This is a genomic window from Cobetia sp. LC6 (genome assembly GCF_030264805.1).
GTDB lineage: Bacteria > Pseudomonadota > Gammaproteobacteria > Pseudomonadales > Halomonadaceae > Cobetia.
In genome coordinates this window covers 134,511-151,915 of record NZ_JASSPL010000010.1, presented here as the reverse complement: position 1 = coordinate 151,915, position 17,405 = coordinate 134,511, and the positions used below count along the sequence as shown (strand labels likewise).

The window sequence follows — 17,405 nt, the reverse complement described above, 5'->3', positions numbered from 1 at the left end:
TGTCACTCTGCCACGTGCCATGGCCACCAGAGCTGCCATACGAATGTCGCCGCACGAGTCCGGTGTCATCACCTGTGCCATCGGGTCTGAACCGAAAAGCCCCCGCGCGTCACTGACGCACGGGGGCTTTGTTCGTTATTGGCCAACACGCCCTCAGTCGGCGCTTGCGCATTGCCTACGACTGGCACAGCTGCCATGCGTCGTGGTCGATATCGAGCATGGCGGCGACAGCGGCCGAGGCCACGACATGCGTCTGGCCACTGGCCTCGTCATGCACATTGAGCCCGCCCTGCACCACCGTCACCTCGGCGCGCCCACGGGGAAGCTCGCGCGCTACCGCGTCCACATCCACGGCGTCCGGTTCCTGGACCGCGATGGTAACCTCGACGCGCATCTGGTGGTGATCGATGCCGAGTGACTGGAACATCACGATGGAGGAATGATGCAGGGCGTCATGCACCGCACGGCAGGCAGCCTTGGTGTAGTCCATGCCGTAGAGGTCATTGCCGGTGCCCATCTCGAGAATGATGCGTTGCTCGCTCATGACTGACCTCCTGCCGACTGCCCGGCCGTGGAAGAGGTGGATGCCGCGCCGGCGGCCGCCGCGCTGGTGGCCGCCATGTCGAATGACACGATGATGGCGACGTTGGCGATCACGCTGACCCCGCTGCCATCCGGCTTGGCGACGTCCAGCCCGCCCTTGACCACACGCACACTGGGCTGACCGTAGGGAAAGATGCCCAGCAGGGCATCACTGTCGACCTTGTCGGGCTGCTGCACGCCGATCTCGACCTCGATCAGCATCGCCTCCTTGGGGAAGCCGAAGGCGTCCGCCACGTTGAGCGAGTTGTGCCACAGGGCATCGCGGATGCCACGTGCCGCCGCCTCGGTGTAGTCTTGGCTGCGGATGGAGGTGCCCATGCCGAACTGGGTCACCATGCGTGTCTTGGCCACATTACCCCCTGATTTCCTGTCACGGAAAAGACGTACCACTCGCGCCGCCTATCAGCGCGGATGCTTGAAAAGCCCGATCACCCACCCTAGCCCGCCCAGCAGCAGGGCGCCCTGCCAATCTCCCCGGAACAGCTCGATCAGCGCCAGGACGATTGCCACCAACTGTGCGCTGCGCACCGGACTGACCGTCGCTATGGGCTTGCGGTCACCCTGCTCTGACATGCGGCCTCCCGTCGCTGGCCCGATGTCTTCATCAGGCGATGACAACGTCGCTCCATCGTTTCAGGAAAGCCTCAAGTAGAAAATACGACTTCCGTCCCCGAGCACCTGCCCCGATCAGCTCATCGGGGCGTGTCAGGCGCCTCAAGCGCCAGCTGCCCCCAGAAGTGGCCGCTGCTGCGCGACAGCGTCGGGTCGTTCATCAGCCAGGCAAAGGTGGCCATGGGGTCGAGGTCGGCAAAGGTCTCGGGGTGCAGCCAGCGCGCGATGGCCTCCAGCGCGACGATGGCATAGGGCCCCTGGTGGAAGCCATGCCACAACGCCATCACCCGGCCCTGCTTGACGGCATCCAGTGACTGCCAGCCGGGCAATGTCTGCACCATGCGCGCCAGATCATGCTGGATATCCTCACCCGAGATGCCGATGCCGGCACGCAGGCCATCGCCCTTGGCCCACTGGCCACCGGTATTGAGAATCGCCTCGGGCGGGTGGGCCAGCACCCACTCCTTGCTGAGGGTGGCACCGCTGACCGGCGCCAGTTCAGCGGCCAGATTGCGCCCGCCGGCCCGCGTGACCAGGTCCGCCACGCCGTTATGCAGATTGGTACGACAGCAATCCACCTTCACGCCCGGTGCGATGTTGATCAGCACACGCGGCCGATCGGCTATCGTCGCCAGACGTTCGTCAATCAGCGCCAGATGCGCCGCCATGGTGTCCTCCACCTCGCGGGCACGCGCCTCGACGCCGAGCACCTCGCCCAGCAGGCGCACGCTGACCGGAGCATCCTGCAGCGGATGATGATTGAACTCGACATACAGCCAGGGAGTGCCAACCTCATCCAGCAGCGCCGCCAGCGGCGAGCCTTCGATACGCGAACGCTGGGAGAGATCGAACAGTACCAGGTCCGGCGTCAACGCCAGCAGGGCCTCGCCTTCGAGGCTCGGCGTCGAGGCCCGACTCAGCGCTGGCAGCGTGGCAAGTTGTGGCCAGCGCGCCTCGAGACGCTCGGTCATCGCCGGGTCAAACACCGCCAGGGGATAGCCCCAGCCGACGATACGCTCAAGCGGCGCCTCCAGCAGCGTCAGCAGCGCATATAGCTGACGCGGCTGGGCGAGGAAAATGCGCTGCGGCGAGGACTCAAGCGTCACCTCGCGCCCGGCGAGATCCGTGACCTGACGCGGAAAGCTGGCCTGGGCCTGTTCAGTAGCGAAGGGCACCTTGGCGACCGGCTCGGCGGCATGGGCAAGGTTGCCCGGCGCGCTCGAGAAGGCCCCTGCGAAGACAGTGGCGAGTGCCAGCAGGCGGACACCTGCCAGTCTTGTGCGCCTCGCCATCATCGTCTGGCTCCGGCATCGCGCGTGATATGACCGATATCGGCCTGGGCCGAGTCGGCGACGCGATCGATGAGCACCACCGGATGGCCCAGCGAGCAGCTCTCGATCCGTGCCTCGATCCCGTAGGCCTCACGCAGATGCTCGGCGGTGATCACCTCCCGCGGGGCCCCGGTGGCCAGCAGGCCGGAGGGTGCGAACAGGATGATCTGATCACAGAAACGCAGCGCCAGATTGATGTCGTGCAAGGCGATCAGGCAGATGGCCTGCTGCTCCTGTACCACGCCGCGCACGCCTTCGATCAAGGCCAGCTGCCAGCGCAGATCCAGCGCGCTGGTCGGCTCATCGAGCAGCAGCAGTTGCGGCTGGCGCACCAGCGCCTGGGCGAGACCGACCATCTGACGCTGGCCACCGGAGAGCGTGTCCATGCGCCGGAAGGCCAGAGAATGCAGCGACAGGCGTGCGAAGACCTGCTCGACCAGCGAATCCGTGGCCTCGCGGCTCAACTCGGCACGCGCCGCGCGACAGGCGCTGGCCACGGCTTCATAGGCCACCAGACTGGTCGGCTGCGGCAGCGTCTGCGGCAGGTAGCCGACATGACGCATGCGGTTCGCCCCGTGCAGCGACGACAGCGCAAGCTCCCCGAGGTGGATGTCGCCCTTGGCCGGGCGCATGCCGGCAATCGCCTTGAGGAAGGTCGACTTGCCGACCGCATTCGGCCCGAGCACCCCGACCAGTGAGCCCGCCGGCAGCGGTGGCAGATCGAGTTGATCAAAGATCATGCGCCGCTGATAGCCGGTGGTCAGCTGCGAGATCTTCAAGGAGGCTTGCGAATCAAAGACGTGATGGCTCATCCCTGCCCCCTGCGCTGACCGAGCAGCAAGGCGAGGAAACAGGGAATGCCGATCAATGAGGTCACGATTCCTACCGGCAGCACCAGGCCAGGTACCAGTGACTCACTGGCCGTGGCGGCCAGGGACAGCACCAGCGCCCCCGCCAGCGCACTGCCGGGCAGGTAGAAGCGATGGTCTTCCCCCAGCGCCAGACGCGCCATGTGCGGCCCGACCAGACCGATGAAGCCGATGGTGCCGACAAAGGCCACCGCCACTGCCGCCAGCAGGCTGACACGCAACAGTGCCGTGCGGCGCAGGCGAGTGACCGGCACGCCAAAGCTGCGCGCATGGTCTTCCCCGGCACGCAGCGCTGTCAGCGCCCAGGCACGCCGCATGGCGAAGGGCAGGCAGACGACCAAGACGCTTGCGATGATCGCGACTCGCTCCCACGAGGCTTCCGACAGGCTGCCCATGGTCCAGAACACCAGCTGCTGCAGCGCATCGGGACTGGCCACGAACTGCACCAGCGCATTGACGGCGTTGAGCACGAAGACCAGCGCGATGCCGAACAGCACGATCACTTCGCGACTGGCGCCATACAGCGAGGCCACGGCATCGATGGCCAGAATCGACAGCGCCGCGAACACGAAGGCCATCAGCGCGATGGTGTAGCTGGGCGGCAGCCCCGGCAAGGCGACATCCAGGATGATGACCAGCGAGGCGCCAAGAGTCGCCGCGGCGCCCACACCCAACGTGAAGGGGCTGGCCAGGGCGTTGTTGAGCACGGTCTGCATCTCGGCGCCCGCAAGCCCCAGGGCTGCACCGACCAGCGCCGCCATCACCGCCGTCGGCAGACGAATCTGCCAGACGATGGCTTCATTGATCGGCCCGTGCGAACCGGGATTGATGAGTTCGCCCAGCAGATCAGACAGCGCGAGATCGGCAGGGCCGGTCATGATGTCGCCAAGGATGGCCAACAACAGTGCCAGGCACAGCGCGGAGAGAATCACCACACGCTTCCAGGCGAAGCGCCGGTATTGCTGGGCGAGCGTAGGCGACGACTCAGGCGCTGAGGCCTGAGCGTGCGCGGGGGGAGACATCGGACGTTTTTCAATCACCAGCAAGGTCTGCCACTAGGAGGAGGAAGTGAACTTCCATGCATCAGGGCCCACCGGAGCCGCCAGGCGGCTCGGTTATCAGCATGAATCATGCGCAGATGATAATGATTGACGCCTGCAGTCACAATGCGCACGGCCGCGACGGGTGATATGCGCGACCCGGCTCACGTCCATTCAACCCAGCCTGGCGCCGCCGCCAGGCCTTCCTACACCCGCCCTGCTCACACCCGCCCTGCTCACGTCCGCTTCGACAAGTACCTGGCTTAGCAAATGTCAGGCTCAGAAAATGTCAGGCTCGGAAAATGACAGACTCGATGAACAGGGCGGCAAAAACTTGGTAGCGTCCTGACGGGTTGCTATGTTCAAGATTCGCTCGCCCCTTCTCTTGCCCAGGAGCCTGACATGGCCCGCCTCACTGCAAAGGATTTTGCTCCCGAGTTGCTGGAGCTGTACGACGGATATGTGCATGGCAACATCACTCGCCGCCAGTTTCTGGATCGCGCGGCGGCCTTTGCCGTCGCGGGCATGACAGCCACCTCGATTCTGGCAAGCCTCAGCCCCGACTACGCGCTGGCTTCTCAGGTCGAGTTCACCGACCCCGACATCGTCGCCGAATACATCACCTATCCCTCCCCCGAGGGCCACGGCGAGGTGCGCGCCTATCTGGTGAAGCCCGCCAAGGCCAGCGACCCGCTGCCGGGCGTGGTGGTGGTGCATGAGAACCGTGGCCTCAACCCCTATATCGAGGACGTGGCGCGCCGCGTGGCCAAGGCCGGCTATATCGCGCTGGCCCCGGATGGATTGAGCTCGGTGGGCGGCTATCCGGGCAACGACCCCAGGGGCAAGGAGCTGCAGGCACAGGTAGACCCTGAAAAGCTGATGAACGACTTCTTCGCCGCCATCGATTACCTGATGAGCGAGGACCGCACCACCGGCAAGGTCGGCATTACCGGCTTCTGCTACGGCGGGGGCGTCTCCAATGCCGCCGCCGTGGCCTATCCGGAGCTTGCCTGTGCCGTGCCCTTCTATGGCCGCCAACCGCGCGCCGAGGAAGTCGCCGCCATCAAGGCCCCGCTGTTGCTGCACTATGCGGAGCACGATGAGCGCGTCAATGCCGGCTGGCCCGCCTATGAAGCCGCGCTTGAGGAACACGACAAGGTCTATGAGGCCTACATTTACCCGGACACCCACCACGGCTTCCACAACGATTCGACGCCACGCTATGACGAACAGGCCGCCAGACTCGCCTGGGACAGAACGCTTGAGTGGTTTGCCAAGTATCTGACCTGATCCGCTCGACGCAATGTGGCTCCTCGCTGAACGACAAGGCCCGCACCCCATGCTTCATCCTTGGGGTGCGGGCCGTGTCATGAGCATGTCAGGACACCATCGGGCCGTCTTTCAGCTGCACAGCATGCCGCTGGCGACGATCTCGCTGAGCGTGCCCTTGCCGATGCCGCTGATGCGAGTCAGCTGACCGCTGGAACTCCACGGGCGCTGCCGGATGATATCGGCGGCGCGTGCCGGCCCGATATTGGGCAGGCGATCCAGCTGATCGGCGTTGGCGGTGTTGAGGTCGATACAGGTCTGACTCGCCGAACTGGAGGCGTTGGATGCACGACTGGCCACCTCTGTGCCCGCCGCCTGCGGCTGGCCGCCGTCCAGCGGCAGCAACGCCAGTGTCTCGCCGGTCACCGACAGATAGATCGGGGCGTGATCGGAGACATCGGCACGTGCCGCCTCATGACTGATACCCAGATAGTCCGGGAAGCGGAACACCTCGCCGCTGGCGCTGGGCCATTCGCTCGGCACATACCAGATGTTGTCGTAGAGCGAGGCATAGCGGCCATCGGTCTTGGAGAGCGTCGTAGCGCCCTCGGTGATCAGCGGGCGCAGGCCGAGGGTGCGCAGGTCTCCCCACGCAGGCTCGTCCGGTGCCATGTTGAAGTCACCCATGATGATCGCCGGGGTACCGGGCGAGATTTCCTTCATCAGGTCGTAGATATCCGCCAGCGCACGGATTTCCGGCGCGCGATCCGCCTTGCTGTCGCCATAGACGATATGCACGTTGGCGGCGCTGAAGGCCCGCCCGCTGTCCTTCTCGACGAAGGTGGCCAGCAGCGGCTCGCGCGAGAACACATCCTCGGGATCGAGATAGACGGTAGCCCCGCCCTGATAGGCGATCGTCTTGTCGCGATACAGATAGGCGTAACGCTCGGTATAGGTGCTGCGCCCGACCGCATGGCTGACCAGGCTGCCCCACTCATCGCCGGTCAGGGCTTCAAGCTGCTGCTCGAGCTCGCTGACGACCTCCTCCTTCATCACCTCCTGCAGACCGATCAGGTCCATATGGCTTGCCACCGCCGCGACCTGCTCGAGATGCTTGCCGTTGTTCCAGCCGGCATGCTTCAGATTCCAGCTGGCGATCACCGCATCCGCCTGACTGCTGGCCGCAGCGCCCAGCAGTACGGGCACTGCCAGCGCCATCGCCACCCGTCTGACAATCCGCTCAAGTCGTGAGTCGCCAGACGGCTGCCGTCCGCGCGAGGGCTTGCTGCTGATGCTAGTACTATTGCTGCCGTTGCTGGTGCTGCCAGCGATATTGGAGTGATTGTTGCTCGAATTGCTGACGCTACCGCGCTGACCTGTGCGTATCACTGCATGACCCTTGACTGATGACTCGTACAAAAAAGACCGTAAGAGACTGTATCTTATGGGCTTGTCGTCAAGGTTTATAGAACCACGATATTATTTATTATCCTTTGCGCGACTCTTGATAGATAACAGAGAGATCCCGCGTCACGTCAGCGCCGGCCCTTGCCACTTGACCTTTCAAAGCCAGCTTCTACTCTCGAGCGCTGATGCCTCCTTTCTCCAGTCACGAGATCCCATGACCCCATCGTCATCCCTTTCCCCCGGCAGCCTGCTGAATCAGCTGCGCCAGACCACTCCGCTGGTGCACAACATCACCAATCATGTCGCGATGACGCCGACCGCCAACACCCTGCTGGCCATCGGTGCCTCGCCGCTGATGGCGCATGCACAGCAGGAAATCCAGGAGATCTCCGCCATCAGTGCAGCGCTGTCGATCAATATCGGTACCCTCTCACCCAGCTGGATCGAGGCCATGCAGCTGGCCGCGATGTGCGCCCACCGCGATGGCAAACCCTGGGTGCTGGACCCCGTCGGCATCGGCGCCTCCAGCCTGCGCCAGTATGCCTGCCGCTCGCTGCTGGAATATCGCCCCAGCGTGATTCGTGCCAATGCCTCCGAAGTGCTGGCGCTGGTCGGTGAGATGAATCAGGGCCGCGGCGTGGACAGTGGCGATGATGGTGAGGATGCGCAGGAGCGCGCCTATCGGGCAGCCGTCGCCCTGGCGCGCGCGCAGAATTGCGTGGTGGCAATGACTGGCCGTGTCGATATCGTCACCGATGGCAAGCGCCAAATCACGGTTCAAGGTGGCCATGCGCTGATGGGCCGCGTCACTGCCATGGGCTGCGCGCTGAGCAGCGTGGTCGCCGCCTTTCTCGCCGGACATGACGAGACCCTGCAGGCCACCGCCGCCGCGCTGGCCTGTTACGCCGAGGCCGGTGAGACGGCGGGCCAGTCAGCGCAAGGGCCGGGCAGCTTCGTGCCACGCTTCATGGATGCCCTGTATACTCTCGACGCCGATTCCACCCTGCTAGCCTCTCGTCTGGAGCTGACCGATGTCACTTGATCTATCCCTTTACCTGGTCACCGACCCCGCGCTGTGCGCCGAGCGCGGCCTGGAAGCCACCGTGATGGCCGCCGTACGCGGTGGCGTCAGTGTCGTGCAGCTGCGCGACAAGTACGCCAGCGACGAGGAGATGATCGCCCAGGCCATCCGCCTCAAGGCGCTGCTGGACGAGTACGAGGTACCGCTGATCATCAATGACCGCATCGAGGTCGCGCTGGCCAGTGGCGCCGATGGCCTGCACATCGGTCAGAGCGATGGCGACCCGGTCGAGGCGCGTCGCCGTCTCGGCGAGGACGCCTTGATCGGCCTGTCGGTACAGACGCTTGAGCAGCTCAAGGCCGTCGATGTCGAGCGCCTCGACTACCTCGGCCTCGGCCCGGTCCATGCCACCCCGACCAAGCCGGATCATGCCGCGCCGCTGGGCATCGAGGGGCTCACGCAGCTCGTGCGCTCAAGCCCGCTGCCGACGGTCGCCATCGGCGGTATCTCGCTGGCCAATGCCGGCGAAGTCATGACCAGCGGCACCGACGGCCTCGCCGTCGTATCGGCGCTGTGCAGTGCCGAAGACCCCGCCGCGGCCGCCCAGCAATTCCTGGCGCAGTATCCTTTCTGATCTGATCCCACCCATCAGATAGAGACGCCAACGCCCGCCATGGTCAGTCATGGCGGGCGTTGGCGTCTTTGCTACCTGAGGGCTTGAGCTGATTGAACTGCTTGAGCGGATCAGCTGGCCGCCAGGTCACTCTCGGCATTCGCCACCAGCGCGAACTCCTCCTCGGCGGTCTTCGCCACCAGTCGATGACGGCTGAAGATGGTGTAGTAGGCGATGCCCACCACGAACAGCACCACGGTGTAATTGAAGGCACGCGGGTCGAAGGCATAGACCCCGGTCAGCGCGATCAGCGAGAGCACCAGTGCGATGGCGGACGTCACGATGCCGCCCGGCGTGCGATAGGGACGCTCCAGCGCCGGCTGACGCAGCCGCAGCAGGATATGGCTGGCCGCCATCAGCGCGTAGGAGACTGTCGCCCCCACCACCGCCATGCCCAGGATCAGATCGCCCTCGCCAGTCAGCGAGACCAGGAACCCGAAGATGCCCGGCACTACCAGCGCCCAGGTCGGCGCCTTGCGCTTGCTGGTCAGCGACAGCGTCTTGGGCAGGTAGCCGGCTCGTGACAGCGCGAACACCAGACGGCTGTAGCCGTAGATGATCGAGAAGAACGACGCCACCAGCCCCGCCAGGGCCAGCACATTGACCAGCGTTGCCAGCCCTTCACTGCCGGTCGCGTTCCGCGCATCCACCAGCGGCACGGCACTGCTGCCGATCGCCTCGGCACCGGCGGCACCGGCCAGCAGGAAGACGACGAGCACGGCGGTGAACATCAGAAACAGCATGGCGCCGATGATGCCACGCGGAACATCACGAACCGGATTGCGCGATTCCTCTGCCGCCAGCGGCACCCCTTCCACGGCCAGGAACAGCCACATGCCGAAGGGCAGCGCCGCCCAGATGCCATACCAGCCATTGGGCATGAAGTCGCTGGCCCCCCAGGCGTCGGTAGGTGCGATGTCGAACAGGCGACTGCTGTCGAAGTCACCGATCAGCGCGACGGCGGTGGCAATGATCGCGAACACCGCCAGGCCGCTGATCACCATCATCACCTTGAGCGCCTCGCCGACCCCCGCCAGGTGGATGCCGATGAACACCAGATAGAAGATGGCGTAGATGATCGGGCCATTGATCCCCAGCAGCGACTCCACCGCGCTGCCGATGAAGATGACGATGGCCGCGGGTGCCAGCGCATATTCGATCAATACCGCGAGGCCGGTGAGATAGCCGCCAGCCGGGCCCATGGCCTGACGCGCGAAGCTGTAACCGCCGCCGGCGGCCGGAATGGCCGCTGACATTTCCGCCAGCGACAGCACCAGCGCCAGATACATGATGCCCATCAGCAGCGCCGCGATCGCGAAGCCGCCCCAGCCCGCCTCGCCGATACCGAAATTCCAGCCGGCGAAATCGCCGGAGATCACATAGGAGACCCCGAGTCCCGCCAGCAGGACCCAACCTGCCGTGCCCTTCTTCAACTGGCGTCTGGCCAGATACCCCTGCTCATTCGTGTCGTGATGCGTGTCGCGAGTCATGGTGCCGCCTTGTTGCCGTCAAGCATTGTCATTGTTGGATCGGGAGTTTCCCGCTGCTGCGCTGCCGGCCCGTCAGGACAGCAGGAAGTTCTGGATACCGCCCCCGCTCTCCAGCGAGTTGTCGCCACTTCTGTCCTTGAGCCCCACCCCGGTGAGACCGAGCTTGCGTGCCTCGCGCAATAGGTAGTGCAGACGCTGGGCGGCCATGGCGAAGTCGAGCCCTGCCGGGCGCACGTTGGAGATGCAGTTGCGGCTGGCATCGCTCAGGCCGACGCGCGGCTGCCAGGTCAGATAGAGGCCGAGGCTGTCCGGAGAGCTGAGGCCGGGGCGCTCGCCGACCATCACCAGCACCGCCCGCGCCTTGAGCAGCTCACCGACTTCATCGCCGATCGCGACCCGCCCCTGCTCCACCACGCTGATCGGTGTGAGCGTCCAGGCATCCGGGCCATCCTCGGCAAGCGTTTCCAGCAATGCCGCGATGAAGGGCGCGGCGTTGTTCTGTACCGCCAGAGACGAGAGCCCATCGACGACCACGATGGCCAGATCCGCAGGCTCCGCTGCGAGGCTGGACAGCTGCCCACACGAGGTCTCATCAAGACGCCGGCCGTAGTCGGGGCGTTGCAGATAGGTGGTGCGGTCTACGGCGCGGCTATGCAGATGCTGGATGTCCGGGGCGTTCTCGAGTGCAGGCAGTTGCTGGAGATCCTCGATCAGTCGAGGAATCTCCAGCGGCAGGTGGACGGCGTCCTGGGCGCGGGCGTGCGCCAGCTGGAATTCCAGCGAACGATTGGTCGGCAGGCTGATGCCGGCACGGCCCAGGCCGATGCGCGCATCCGTGAACTGGCCAAGCCGTTGCCAGGCATTGGGCGTGACGATGGCATCAGGTTCGAGGCTGCGCGAGAGTGCGTCAGCAGAGGGCTGGTCATGGCTCATGCGTCACCTCCGGATACCTGACGCAGGGAATCGGCAAAGCAGGACGGCATGTCAGTGGGCAGCTTCTGCTGGGCGACATTGGTGAAGATCTGCATCTCCTCGAGCCAGGCGGCGAATTCCGGCGCCGGGCCCAGGCCCAGTACCCGCCGGGCATAGAGGGCATCGTGGAAGGAGGTGGTCTGATAGTTGAGCATGATGTCATCCGAGCCGGGGATGCCCATGATGAAGTTGCAGCCCGCCACTCCGAGCAGCGTCAGCAAGGTATCCATGTCGTTCTGATCGGCATCGGCATGATTGGTGTAGCAGATGTCGCAGCCCATCGGCAGGCCCAGCAACTTGCCGCAGAAGTGGTCCTCAAGCCCCGCGCGGATGATCTCCTTGCCATTGAACAGATACTCGGGACCGATGAAGCCGACCACGGTGTTCACCAGCAACGGCGAGTACTTGCGGGCCACTGCATAGGCGCGCGCCTCGCAGGTCTGCTGGTCCAGGCCGTGATGGGCATCGGCGGACAGCGCACTGCCCTGACCGGTCTCGAAATACATCACGTTGTCGCCCACCGTGCCGCGCTTGAGCGACAGCGCGGCCTGCTGCGCCTCCGCCAGCACGCAAAGCTCGACACCGAAGCTCTCGTTGGTGGCCTGGGTGCCGCCGATGGACTGGAAGACGAGATCCACCGGGGCGCCCTGCTCGATGCATTCAATGGTATTGGTGACATGGGTCAGCACGCAGGACTGGGTAGGAATCGAATACTTCTGGATTACCTCATCCATCAGGCGCATCAGCTTGATGCTCTGGGCCACGTTGTCGGTGGCCGGATTGATGCCGATCACGGCGTCGCCGTTGCCGTAGAGCAGACCATCGAGAATGCTGGCGGCGATGCCGGTGACGTCATCGGTAGGATGATTGGGCTGCAGGCGGGTCGAGAGATGGCCGCTCTTGCCGATGGTATTGCGAAAGGCCGTGAGCACCTCGCACTTCCTTGCGACCAGAATCAGATCCTGATTGCGCATCAGCTTGCTGACCGCGGCGGCCATTTCGGGGGTGATGCCGGCACGCACCTGCGCCAGCATCGCCGGCGTCGCGAGGTCACTCAGCAGCCAGTTGCGGAAGTCGCCGACGGTGAGATGCGCGATCGGCAGGAACGCCACCGGATCATGCTCATCAATGATCAGGCGGGTGATGTCGTCCTGTTCGTAGGGAATCAGCACGTCTTCGAGGAAGGTCTTGAGGGGCAGCTCCGCCAGACACAGCTGCGCGACGACTCGCTCCTCGGCGGTTTCCGCGATCACGCCAGCAAGACGATCTCCGGAGCGGGCGGGCGTCGCCTTGGCCATCAACTCCGCCAGATTGGCGAAACGATGGACCTGACTGCCCAGGGTATAACGGTACTCGCGGCTCATGGAAAATTCCTTGCACTGACAGATGTCATTTCATCTCAGTCGGTTTGCAGGAATCACGCCAATATCTCTCCATGCCTCTTTGGTCCCGCATGCGCCTTGAAGCCGCATTGCATAGGGCTGCGCTAGCACCACTATGGTGCATACCCGCGTTCACGCTCGGTGCAGTGAGTCGCGGGGGTCAGCCGCGTGCGCCCCCCAGCTTCGTGATGATCGCCTCGCGATGCTTGAGCGAGGCCACCCCGGCCTCACCCAGCTTGCTGGCCACCTCGCTGAGCAGACCTTCGGCGAGGAACATGAAGGCGCTCATGCTGTTGCTATAAAAAAGGCTGTGATTGGGCACATGGAAGCTGTAGCGCGCCAGCGGCTCCAGCGGAGAACTGGCCGAATCGGTCAGCGCAATCACCTCGACACCACGCTCCACCGCCACCTCGGCGCAGGCCACCACGCTTGGGGTATAGGGGAAGCAACTGGCCACCACCAGCACATCACCCGCCGACAGCTGGGCCAGTGCATCGGCCACGCCCTGACGACTGGCGTCCAGCGGTGCCACGTCCGGGCGCAGCATGCCCAGCCCATAGGCCATGAACAGTGCCAGGGAATTGAACTGGCGCATGCCGTGCAGGCGCACGCGCGGTGCCTCGGCCAGCAAGGTGGTCGCGGCCTCGAAGGCCGCGGCGTCCACCTTCTCGAGCATGCCGAGAATGTTGGCGCTTTCCTGACGCCCCAGCCGCGCAAGCTGCGCCATGGCACCACTGTCGGCATCACGTGACGACAGTCGCGCCGCCTGCTGACTGTAGAAATGCTCGCCATCCGTCACCGCCTGACGGAAGACAGCCTGAAATCGGCTGAAGCCCTCGTAACCCAGCCGCTGGGCCAGACGCGAGAAGGTCGAGGCGTTCACGCCGGTCAGCTCCGCCAGCTGGCTGATGGAAGACACCGCCGTGCGTTGCGGGGACTCGATCAGCACCGCCAGCACACGCCGGGAACTCGCGCCGAGGCGGATATCCACCTCACGGCGATCAATCGCCACCAGCAGCTGCTTCAACCCCTCCAGGGTCTCCGGCGGCGAGTCAGGGGATACGGGCCCGGGGGCTTGTGAGGATGGGGGCATGGGACGCCTCCTTGGCAAGGGACAGGACAGATGGCGGCAACGGTAGCATCTCTGGCCGGTCGAGACCGAAGATTCAGGCGACTTTATGCAATGATTTATTGCATAAAACATAAATGCACTACATATTTGCATTACACCTTCGCACCCCTGCCCCCCGGAGCCCACATGAGTCACGTACTGCATCGCAACCTCAATCAGGACTATCCCATCGCTGCAAAGGGCGATGGCCCTTACATCGTCGATCGCGAGGGTCGCCGTTATCTGGATGCCAGCGGTGGTGCGGCCGTGTCATGCCTGGGGCACAGCGACGAGGCCGTGGCGCAGGCCATCAAGGATCAGGTCAGCCAACTGGCCTACGCGCATACCTCGTTTTTCACCAGTGACCCGATGGAGCAGTTGGCCGACTTTCTCATCGAACGCGCCCCTGCAGGACTCGACTCCGTCTACTTCGTCTCCGGCGGCTCGGAAGCGGTCGAGGCGGCTCTCAAGCTGGCCCGTCAGTATTTCGTCGAGATCGGCCAGCCCCAGCGCAAGCATCTGATCGCGCGGCGCCAGAGCTATCACGGCAATACGCTGGGTGCGCTGGCCACCGGCGGCAACGCCTGGCGCCGTCAGCAATTCGAGCCGCTGCTGATCAACGTCAGCCACGTCAGCCCCTGCTACGCCTATCGGGACCAGCAGCTCGCCGAGACGCCCGAGGCGATGGGCATTCGTCTCGCCGCGGAACTTGAGGAGGAAATCCTGCGACTGGGCGCCGAGAATGTGATGGCCTTCGTGGCCGAGCCGGTGGTCGGTGCCACCCTGGGCGCCGTCACGGCGGTACCCGGCTACTTCAGACGCATCCGCGAGGTCTGTGATCGCTACGGCGTGCTGCTGATTCTCGACGAGGTGATGTGCGGCATGGGACGTACCGGCAGCCTGTTCGCCGCCGAGCAGGAAGGCATCACGGCGGACCTGATCACCATCGCCAAGGGCCTGGGCGCCGGCTACCAGCCGATCGGCGCGACCCTGGTCAGCCAGCGCATCCGTGATGCCATCGCCAATGGCTCCGGCTTCTTCCAGCACGGTCATACCTACATCGGCCATGCCACCGCCTGTGCCGCGGCGCTGGCAGTCCAGCAGACCATCGAAGCCCGCGACCTGCTCACTCGCGTCAACGTCCTCGGCGAGGGGCTCAAGGCGCGCCTGAACGAGCGCTTCGCGGATCACGCCCATGTCGGTGACATCCGTGGTCGCGGCCTCTTCCAGGGACTGGAGCTGGTGGCGGATCGCGACAGCAAGCGCCCCTTCGACCCGACCCTAAAGCTTCACGCACGGCTCAAGAAGGCTGCGATGGCTGAAGGCCTGATGTGCTACCCGATGGGCGGCACCCTGGATGGCCGCCAGGGCGATCACATCCTGCTGGCACCGCCGTTCATTCTTCAGGAGTCGCACCTGGACGAGCTCACCGCCAGGCTGGGGCGTGCCATCGATACCGCCCTGGCCAGCCTGTGACGGCTCAGCTGCAGGCGCATTGCCTGCCCCACGATCTTTGAATGGTTTTGAAAGGAGTGACTTTCATGGCGATCACATCACGTCTGACCGAACTGGATGACGCCAGCATGAGCACGGCTCAGCGCGAGGTACTGGCCGAGATTCTCAGCGGCCCGCGCGGCAATCTGGACGGCCCCTTCCTGGCCTGGATCCACAGCCCCGAGCTTGCCGATCATGCCCAGCGCCTCGGCGCCTTCTGCCGTTACGCCACCGGCCTCGAGCTGCGCCTCAGCGAGCTGGCGATTCTCACCACGGCGGTGTGGTGGAAATCCCAGGCCGAATGGCAGATTCACGCGCCGATCGCCGAGCAGGCTGGCCTCGCGCCCGAGGTCATCACGGCGCTGCGCGAGGAGCGTGAACCCGAATTTACACGGGACGATGAGCGGCTGGTCTATCGCATCACCCGCGCGCTCTACGCCAAGCGGCGCATCGATGATGCCCTGTACGGCGAGGCCGTCGCGATGTTCGGCGAAACCGTGGTAGTGGAGCTGGTCGGAGTACTGGGGTATTACGCCCTGGTGGCCATGACGCTGAATGTCTTCGCCGTCCGGCGCGGTGATGACATCCCGCTACCCTTCGAGGAGCCGAGCCGAACTTGAAGCGCGTGTCTTGAAGGGCCTGGATTTCGCCACGCCCGCAACGCTTGAGTACGACACGCACGGCCACAGCGCGCTTGCCCAGCTGTCGCACGCGAGGCATTCTCGAAGGTCTCCTGCTGCGCCCCGGCCACCCTCGGGGCGTGCGTCATTGCGGCGCGAATACCTCGATGACGGCGCTTCGATATCGACGCCAGGATGACAACACCTCGATAACAACAAGATGACCACAAGGTGAGCACTCGATGAGTGATGGCGAACACACGGAAGTGGCGGTGATCGGCGCAGGCGCCGTGGGTGTCGCCTGTGCCCTGTGGCTGCGGCGCAACGGCCACGAGGTGATGATGATCGAACGCGAAGGCATCGCCAGCGGCACCTCCTTCGGCAATGCCAGCACTCTGGCGGATTACGGCTGCCTGCCCATCGCTCGCCCGGAAATCTGGCGCAGCATGCCTTCGCTGTTGCTGTCGCCTGACTCGCCCTTCGTCATCGACTGGAAGTGCCTGCCCAGGCTCTCGCCGTGGCTGATGCGCTTCATGGGCCAGTGCAACGCCACTCGCTTTCGTGCCAACAGCGAGATGCTGGCCCGGCTGCTCAGCCATACCTACACGGACTACCAGCCGCTGCTCGACGATGCCCCCGCCGCTGCCGCGATGATTCAGCGCAAGGGCTGCCTGTATGCCTACGGCAAGGCCGAGAACCTGCAGGCCGCACAGGGCGATATCCAACTACGCGATCAGCTCGGCATCCACCAGCAGGTGCTGACGGCGGACGAGCTGATCGCGCTGGAACCGGCCATGGAAGGCCACACCGCGGGCGGCGTGCTGTTCCCCTCCTCCTGTCACCTCGACGACCCGCAGGTGTTCATCGACGCCCTGGCCACCCCGCTGCGCGAAGAGAGCCGAATCGTCAGCGCTGAGGTCATCCGCCTGAGCCGACAGGCCTCCGGCATGCTGCTGGAGTACGCCGATGGCCGGCGACTCAGGGCGGATAGAGTGGTGCTGGCAGCCGGGGCCTGGTCGGCAAACCTGGCCCGCCAGCTCGGCGACAGGATTCCGCTGGATACCGAGCGTGGCTATCACATCGAATTCGATCTCGAGCACTCGCCGCTCAACCGCCCGACCTGCCCGGTGGAAAGCGCCTTCTACATGACGCCACTGCACAGCGACGAGGGTGCGCGTCTGCGAGTGGCCGGCACCGTGGAGCTGAGTTCGCTTGCGGGGCCGGCCAATCCGGCCCGTTTCGACTATCTGGAAAGCCGGGTGCGCAAGGTGCTGGGAATCAACGCCCCGGTCGCCCGGCGCTGGCTGGGCTTTCGTCCCACCCTACCCGACTGCGTACCGGTGATCGGCCCATCACCCAATGAGCCTCGCGTGATTCATGCCTTTGGCCATCAGCATATCGGGGTGACACTTGCAGGCGTGACGGGGCGCCTGGTCAGCGAATGTCTAGCCAAAGGCTCACCAGAGTGGATCACGCCCTGCTCCCCCGCTCGGTTTTGAAACCATGCTCCA

The 17,405-nt window shown here is 64.6% G+C and carries 17 protein-coding genes; 6 read left to right on the top strand and 11 right to left on the bottom strand.

What is annotated here, in order from left to right; genetic code table 11:
• Positions 1-175: 175 nt before the first annotated feature.
• The 6 genes from QQF40_RS12795 to QQF40_RS12770 form a co-directional block, all read right to left on the bottom strand.
• Positions 176-544: a Lin0512 family protein gene (locus tag QQF40_RS12795; protein ID WP_175089518.1), complete on the bottom strand. Its 369-nt coding sequence runs from the start codon at positions 542-544 to the stop codon at positions 176-178.
• A complete protein-coding gene (locus tag QQF40_RS12790; protein WP_285461561.1) occupies positions 541-954 on the bottom strand; it encodes a Lin0512 family protein in 414 nt (137 codons plus the stop codon). Before QQF40_RS12790 ends, QQF40_RS12795 begins: the two co-directional genes overlap by 4 nt.
• 51 nt (positions 955-1,005) lie before the next feature.
• Positions 1,006-1,176 (bottom strand): hypothetical protein, encoded by a 171-nt coding sequence (locus QQF40_RS12785; protein WP_285461560.1) that lies wholly within the window; start codon positions 1,174-1,176, stop codon positions 1,006-1,008.
• A 119-nt stretch (positions 1,177-1,295) separates the two neighbouring features.
• The gene (locus tag QQF40_RS12780; RefSeq protein ID WP_285461559.1) at positions 1,296-2,510 is read right to left on the bottom strand and encodes an ABC transporter substrate-binding protein; all 1,215 of its coding nucleotides are present in this window, start codon (positions 2,508-2,510) and stop codon (positions 1,296-1,298) included.
• Complete coding sequence (locus QQF40_RS12775) at positions 2,507-3,358, bottom strand: ABC transporter ATP-binding protein (RefSeq protein ID WP_285461558.1); 852 nt, start codon at positions 3,356-3,358, stop codon at positions 2,507-2,509. The genes QQF40_RS12780 and QQF40_RS12775 overlap by 4 nt, the downstream gene beginning before the upstream one ends.
• Entirely contained in the window at positions 3,355-4,437 is a 1,083-nt protein-coding gene (locus QQF40_RS12770) for a FecCD family ABC transporter permease (RefSeq protein ID WP_175089515.1), read from the bottom strand. Before QQF40_RS12770 ends, QQF40_RS12775 begins: the two co-directional genes overlap by 4 nt.
• A 420-nt stretch (positions 4,438-4,857) precedes the next feature.
• Here QQF40_RS12770 and yghX point away from each other — a divergent pair, with 420 nt between their 5' ends.
• Positions 4,858-5,745, top strand: coding sequence for a YghX family hydrolase (gene yghX / locus QQF40_RS12765; RefSeq protein ID WP_285461557.1), 888 nt, complete (start codon positions 4,858-4,860; stop codon positions 5,743-5,745).
• Positions 5,746-5,856: 111 nt separating this feature from the next.
• Here yghX and QQF40_RS12760 read toward each other — a convergent pair whose 3' ends face one another.
• The gene (locus tag QQF40_RS12760; RefSeq protein ID WP_285461556.1) at positions 5,857-7,113 is read right to left on the bottom strand and encodes an endonuclease/exonuclease/phosphatase family protein; all 1,257 of its coding nucleotides are present in this window, start codon (positions 7,111-7,113) and stop codon (positions 5,857-5,859) included.
• Positions 7,114-7,345: 232 nt separating this feature from the next.
• On the opposite strand from QQF40_RS12760, the gene thiM reads away from it, so the two are divergent.
• A complete protein-coding gene (thiM, locus tag QQF40_RS12755) occupies positions 7,346-8,173 on the top strand; it encodes a hydroxyethylthiazole kinase (protein ID WP_285461555.1) in 828 nt (275 codons plus the stop codon).
• Positions 8,163-8,786 carry a thiamine phosphate synthase gene (gene thiE / locus QQF40_RS12750; RefSeq protein ID WP_285461554.1) on the top strand — a complete coding sequence of 208 codons (624 nt, stop codon included), beginning with the start codon at positions 8,163-8,165 and terminating at the stop codon, positions 8,784-8,786. The genes thiM and thiE overlap by 11 nt, the downstream gene beginning before the upstream one ends.
• A 110-nt stretch (positions 8,787-8,896) precedes the next feature.
• Here thiE and eat read toward each other — a convergent pair whose 3' ends face one another.
• The 4 genes from eat to QQF40_RS12730 form a co-directional block, all read right to left on the bottom strand.
• Positions 8,897-10,315 (bottom strand): ethanolamine permease, encoded by a 1,419-nt coding sequence (gene eat, locus QQF40_RS12745; RefSeq protein WP_285461553.1) that lies wholly within the window; start codon positions 10,313-10,315, stop codon positions 8,897-8,899.
• 72 nt (positions 10,316-10,387) lie between these two features.
• On the bottom strand, positions 10,388-11,248 hold the full coding sequence (eutC, locus tag QQF40_RS12740; protein WP_285461552.1) for an ethanolamine ammonia-lyase subunit EutC: 861 nt from the start codon (positions 11,246-11,248) through the stop codon (positions 10,388-10,390).
• The gene (locus QQF40_RS12735; protein WP_285461551.1) at positions 11,245-12,651 is read right to left on the bottom strand and encodes an ethanolamine ammonia-lyase subunit EutB; all 1,407 of its coding nucleotides are present in this window, start codon (positions 12,649-12,651) and stop codon (positions 11,245-11,247) included. Before QQF40_RS12735 ends, eutC begins: the two co-directional genes overlap by 4 nt.
• A gap of 178 nt (positions 12,652-12,829) precedes the next feature.
• Complete coding sequence (locus QQF40_RS12730; RefSeq protein WP_285461550.1) at positions 12,830-13,762, bottom strand: MurR/RpiR family transcriptional regulator; 933 nt, start codon at positions 13,760-13,762, stop codon at positions 12,830-12,832.
• A 165-nt stretch (positions 13,763-13,927) separates the two neighbouring features.
• Here QQF40_RS12730 and QQF40_RS12725 point away from each other — a divergent pair, with 165 nt between their 5' ends.
• From QQF40_RS12725 to QQF40_RS12715, 3 genes are all read left to right on the top strand, one after another.
• Positions 13,928-15,256: an aspartate aminotransferase family protein gene (locus QQF40_RS12725; RefSeq protein WP_285461549.1), complete on the top strand. Its 1,329-nt coding sequence runs from the start codon at positions 13,928-13,930 to the stop codon at positions 15,254-15,256.
• Positions 15,257-15,321: 65 nt separating this feature from the next.
• Complete coding sequence (locus tag QQF40_RS12720) at positions 15,322-15,894, top strand: carboxymuconolactone decarboxylase family protein (protein WP_175089506.1); 573 nt, start codon at positions 15,322-15,324, stop codon at positions 15,892-15,894.
• Positions 15,895-16,136: 242 nt separating this feature from the next.
• Complete coding sequence (locus QQF40_RS12715; RefSeq protein ID WP_285461548.1) at positions 16,137-17,393, top strand: NAD(P)/FAD-dependent oxidoreductase; 1,257 nt, start codon at positions 16,137-16,139, stop codon at positions 17,391-17,393.
• Positions 17,394-17,405: the final 12 nt, after the last annotated feature.

Excerpts from the sequence above, each read along its gene's own strand:
- QQF40_RS12725 (WP_285461549.1), top strand. The coding sequence starts at position 13,928 with ATGAGTCACGTACTGCATCGCAACCTCAATCAGGACTATCCCATCGCT.
- QQF40_RS12720 (WP_175089506.1), top strand. The coding sequence starts at position 15,322 with ATGGCGATCACATCACGTCTGACCGAACTGGATGACGCCAGCATGAGC.
- QQF40_RS12715 (WP_285461548.1), top strand. The coding sequence starts at position 16,137 with ATGAGTGATGGCGAACACACGGAAGTGGCGGTGATCGGCGCAGGCGCC.
- QQF40_RS12780 (WP_285461559.1), bottom strand. The coding sequence starts at position 2,510 with ATGATGGCGAGGCGCACAAGACTGGCAGGTGTCCGCCTGCTGGCACTC.
- QQF40_RS12735 (WP_285461551.1), bottom strand. The coding sequence starts at position 12,651 with ATGAGCCGCGAGTACCGTTATACCCTGGGCAGTCAGGTCCATCGTTTC.
- eat (WP_285461553.1), bottom strand. The coding sequence starts at position 10,315 with ATGACTCGCGACACGCATCACGACACGAATGAGCAGGGGTATCTGGCC.
- yghX (WP_285461557.1), top strand. The coding sequence starts at position 4,858 with ATGGCCCGCCTCACTGCAAAGGATTTTGCTCCCGAGTTGCTGGAGCTG.
- QQF40_RS12730 (WP_285461550.1), bottom strand. The coding sequence starts at position 13,762 with ATGCCCCCATCCTCACAAGCCCCCGGGCCCGTATCCCCTGACTCGCCG.
- QQF40_RS12775 (WP_285461558.1), bottom strand. The coding sequence starts at position 3,358 with ATGAGCCATCACGTCTTTGATTCGCAAGCCTCCTTGAAGATCTCGCAG.
- QQF40_RS12795 (WP_175089518.1), bottom strand. The coding sequence starts at position 544 with ATGAGCGAGCAACGCATCATTCTCGAGATGGGCACCGGCAATGACCTC.
- eutC (WP_285461552.1), bottom strand. The coding sequence starts at position 11,248 with ATGAGCCATGACCAGCCCTCTGCTGACGCACTCTCGCGCAGCCTCGAA.
- thiM (WP_285461555.1), top strand. The coding sequence starts at position 7,346 with ATGACCCCATCGTCATCCCTTTCCCCCGGCAGCCTGCTGAATCAGCTG.
- QQF40_RS12785 (WP_285461560.1), bottom strand. The coding sequence starts at position 1,176 with ATGTCAGAGCAGGGTGACCGCAAGCCCATAGCGACGGTCAGTCCGGTG.
- QQF40_RS12770 (WP_175089515.1), bottom strand. The coding sequence starts at position 4,437 with ATGTCTCCCCCCGCGCACGCTCAGGCCTCAGCGCCTGAGTCGTCGCCT.
- thiE (WP_285461554.1), top strand. The coding sequence starts at position 8,163 with ATGTCACTTGATCTATCCCTTTACCTGGTCACCGACCCCGCGCTGTGC.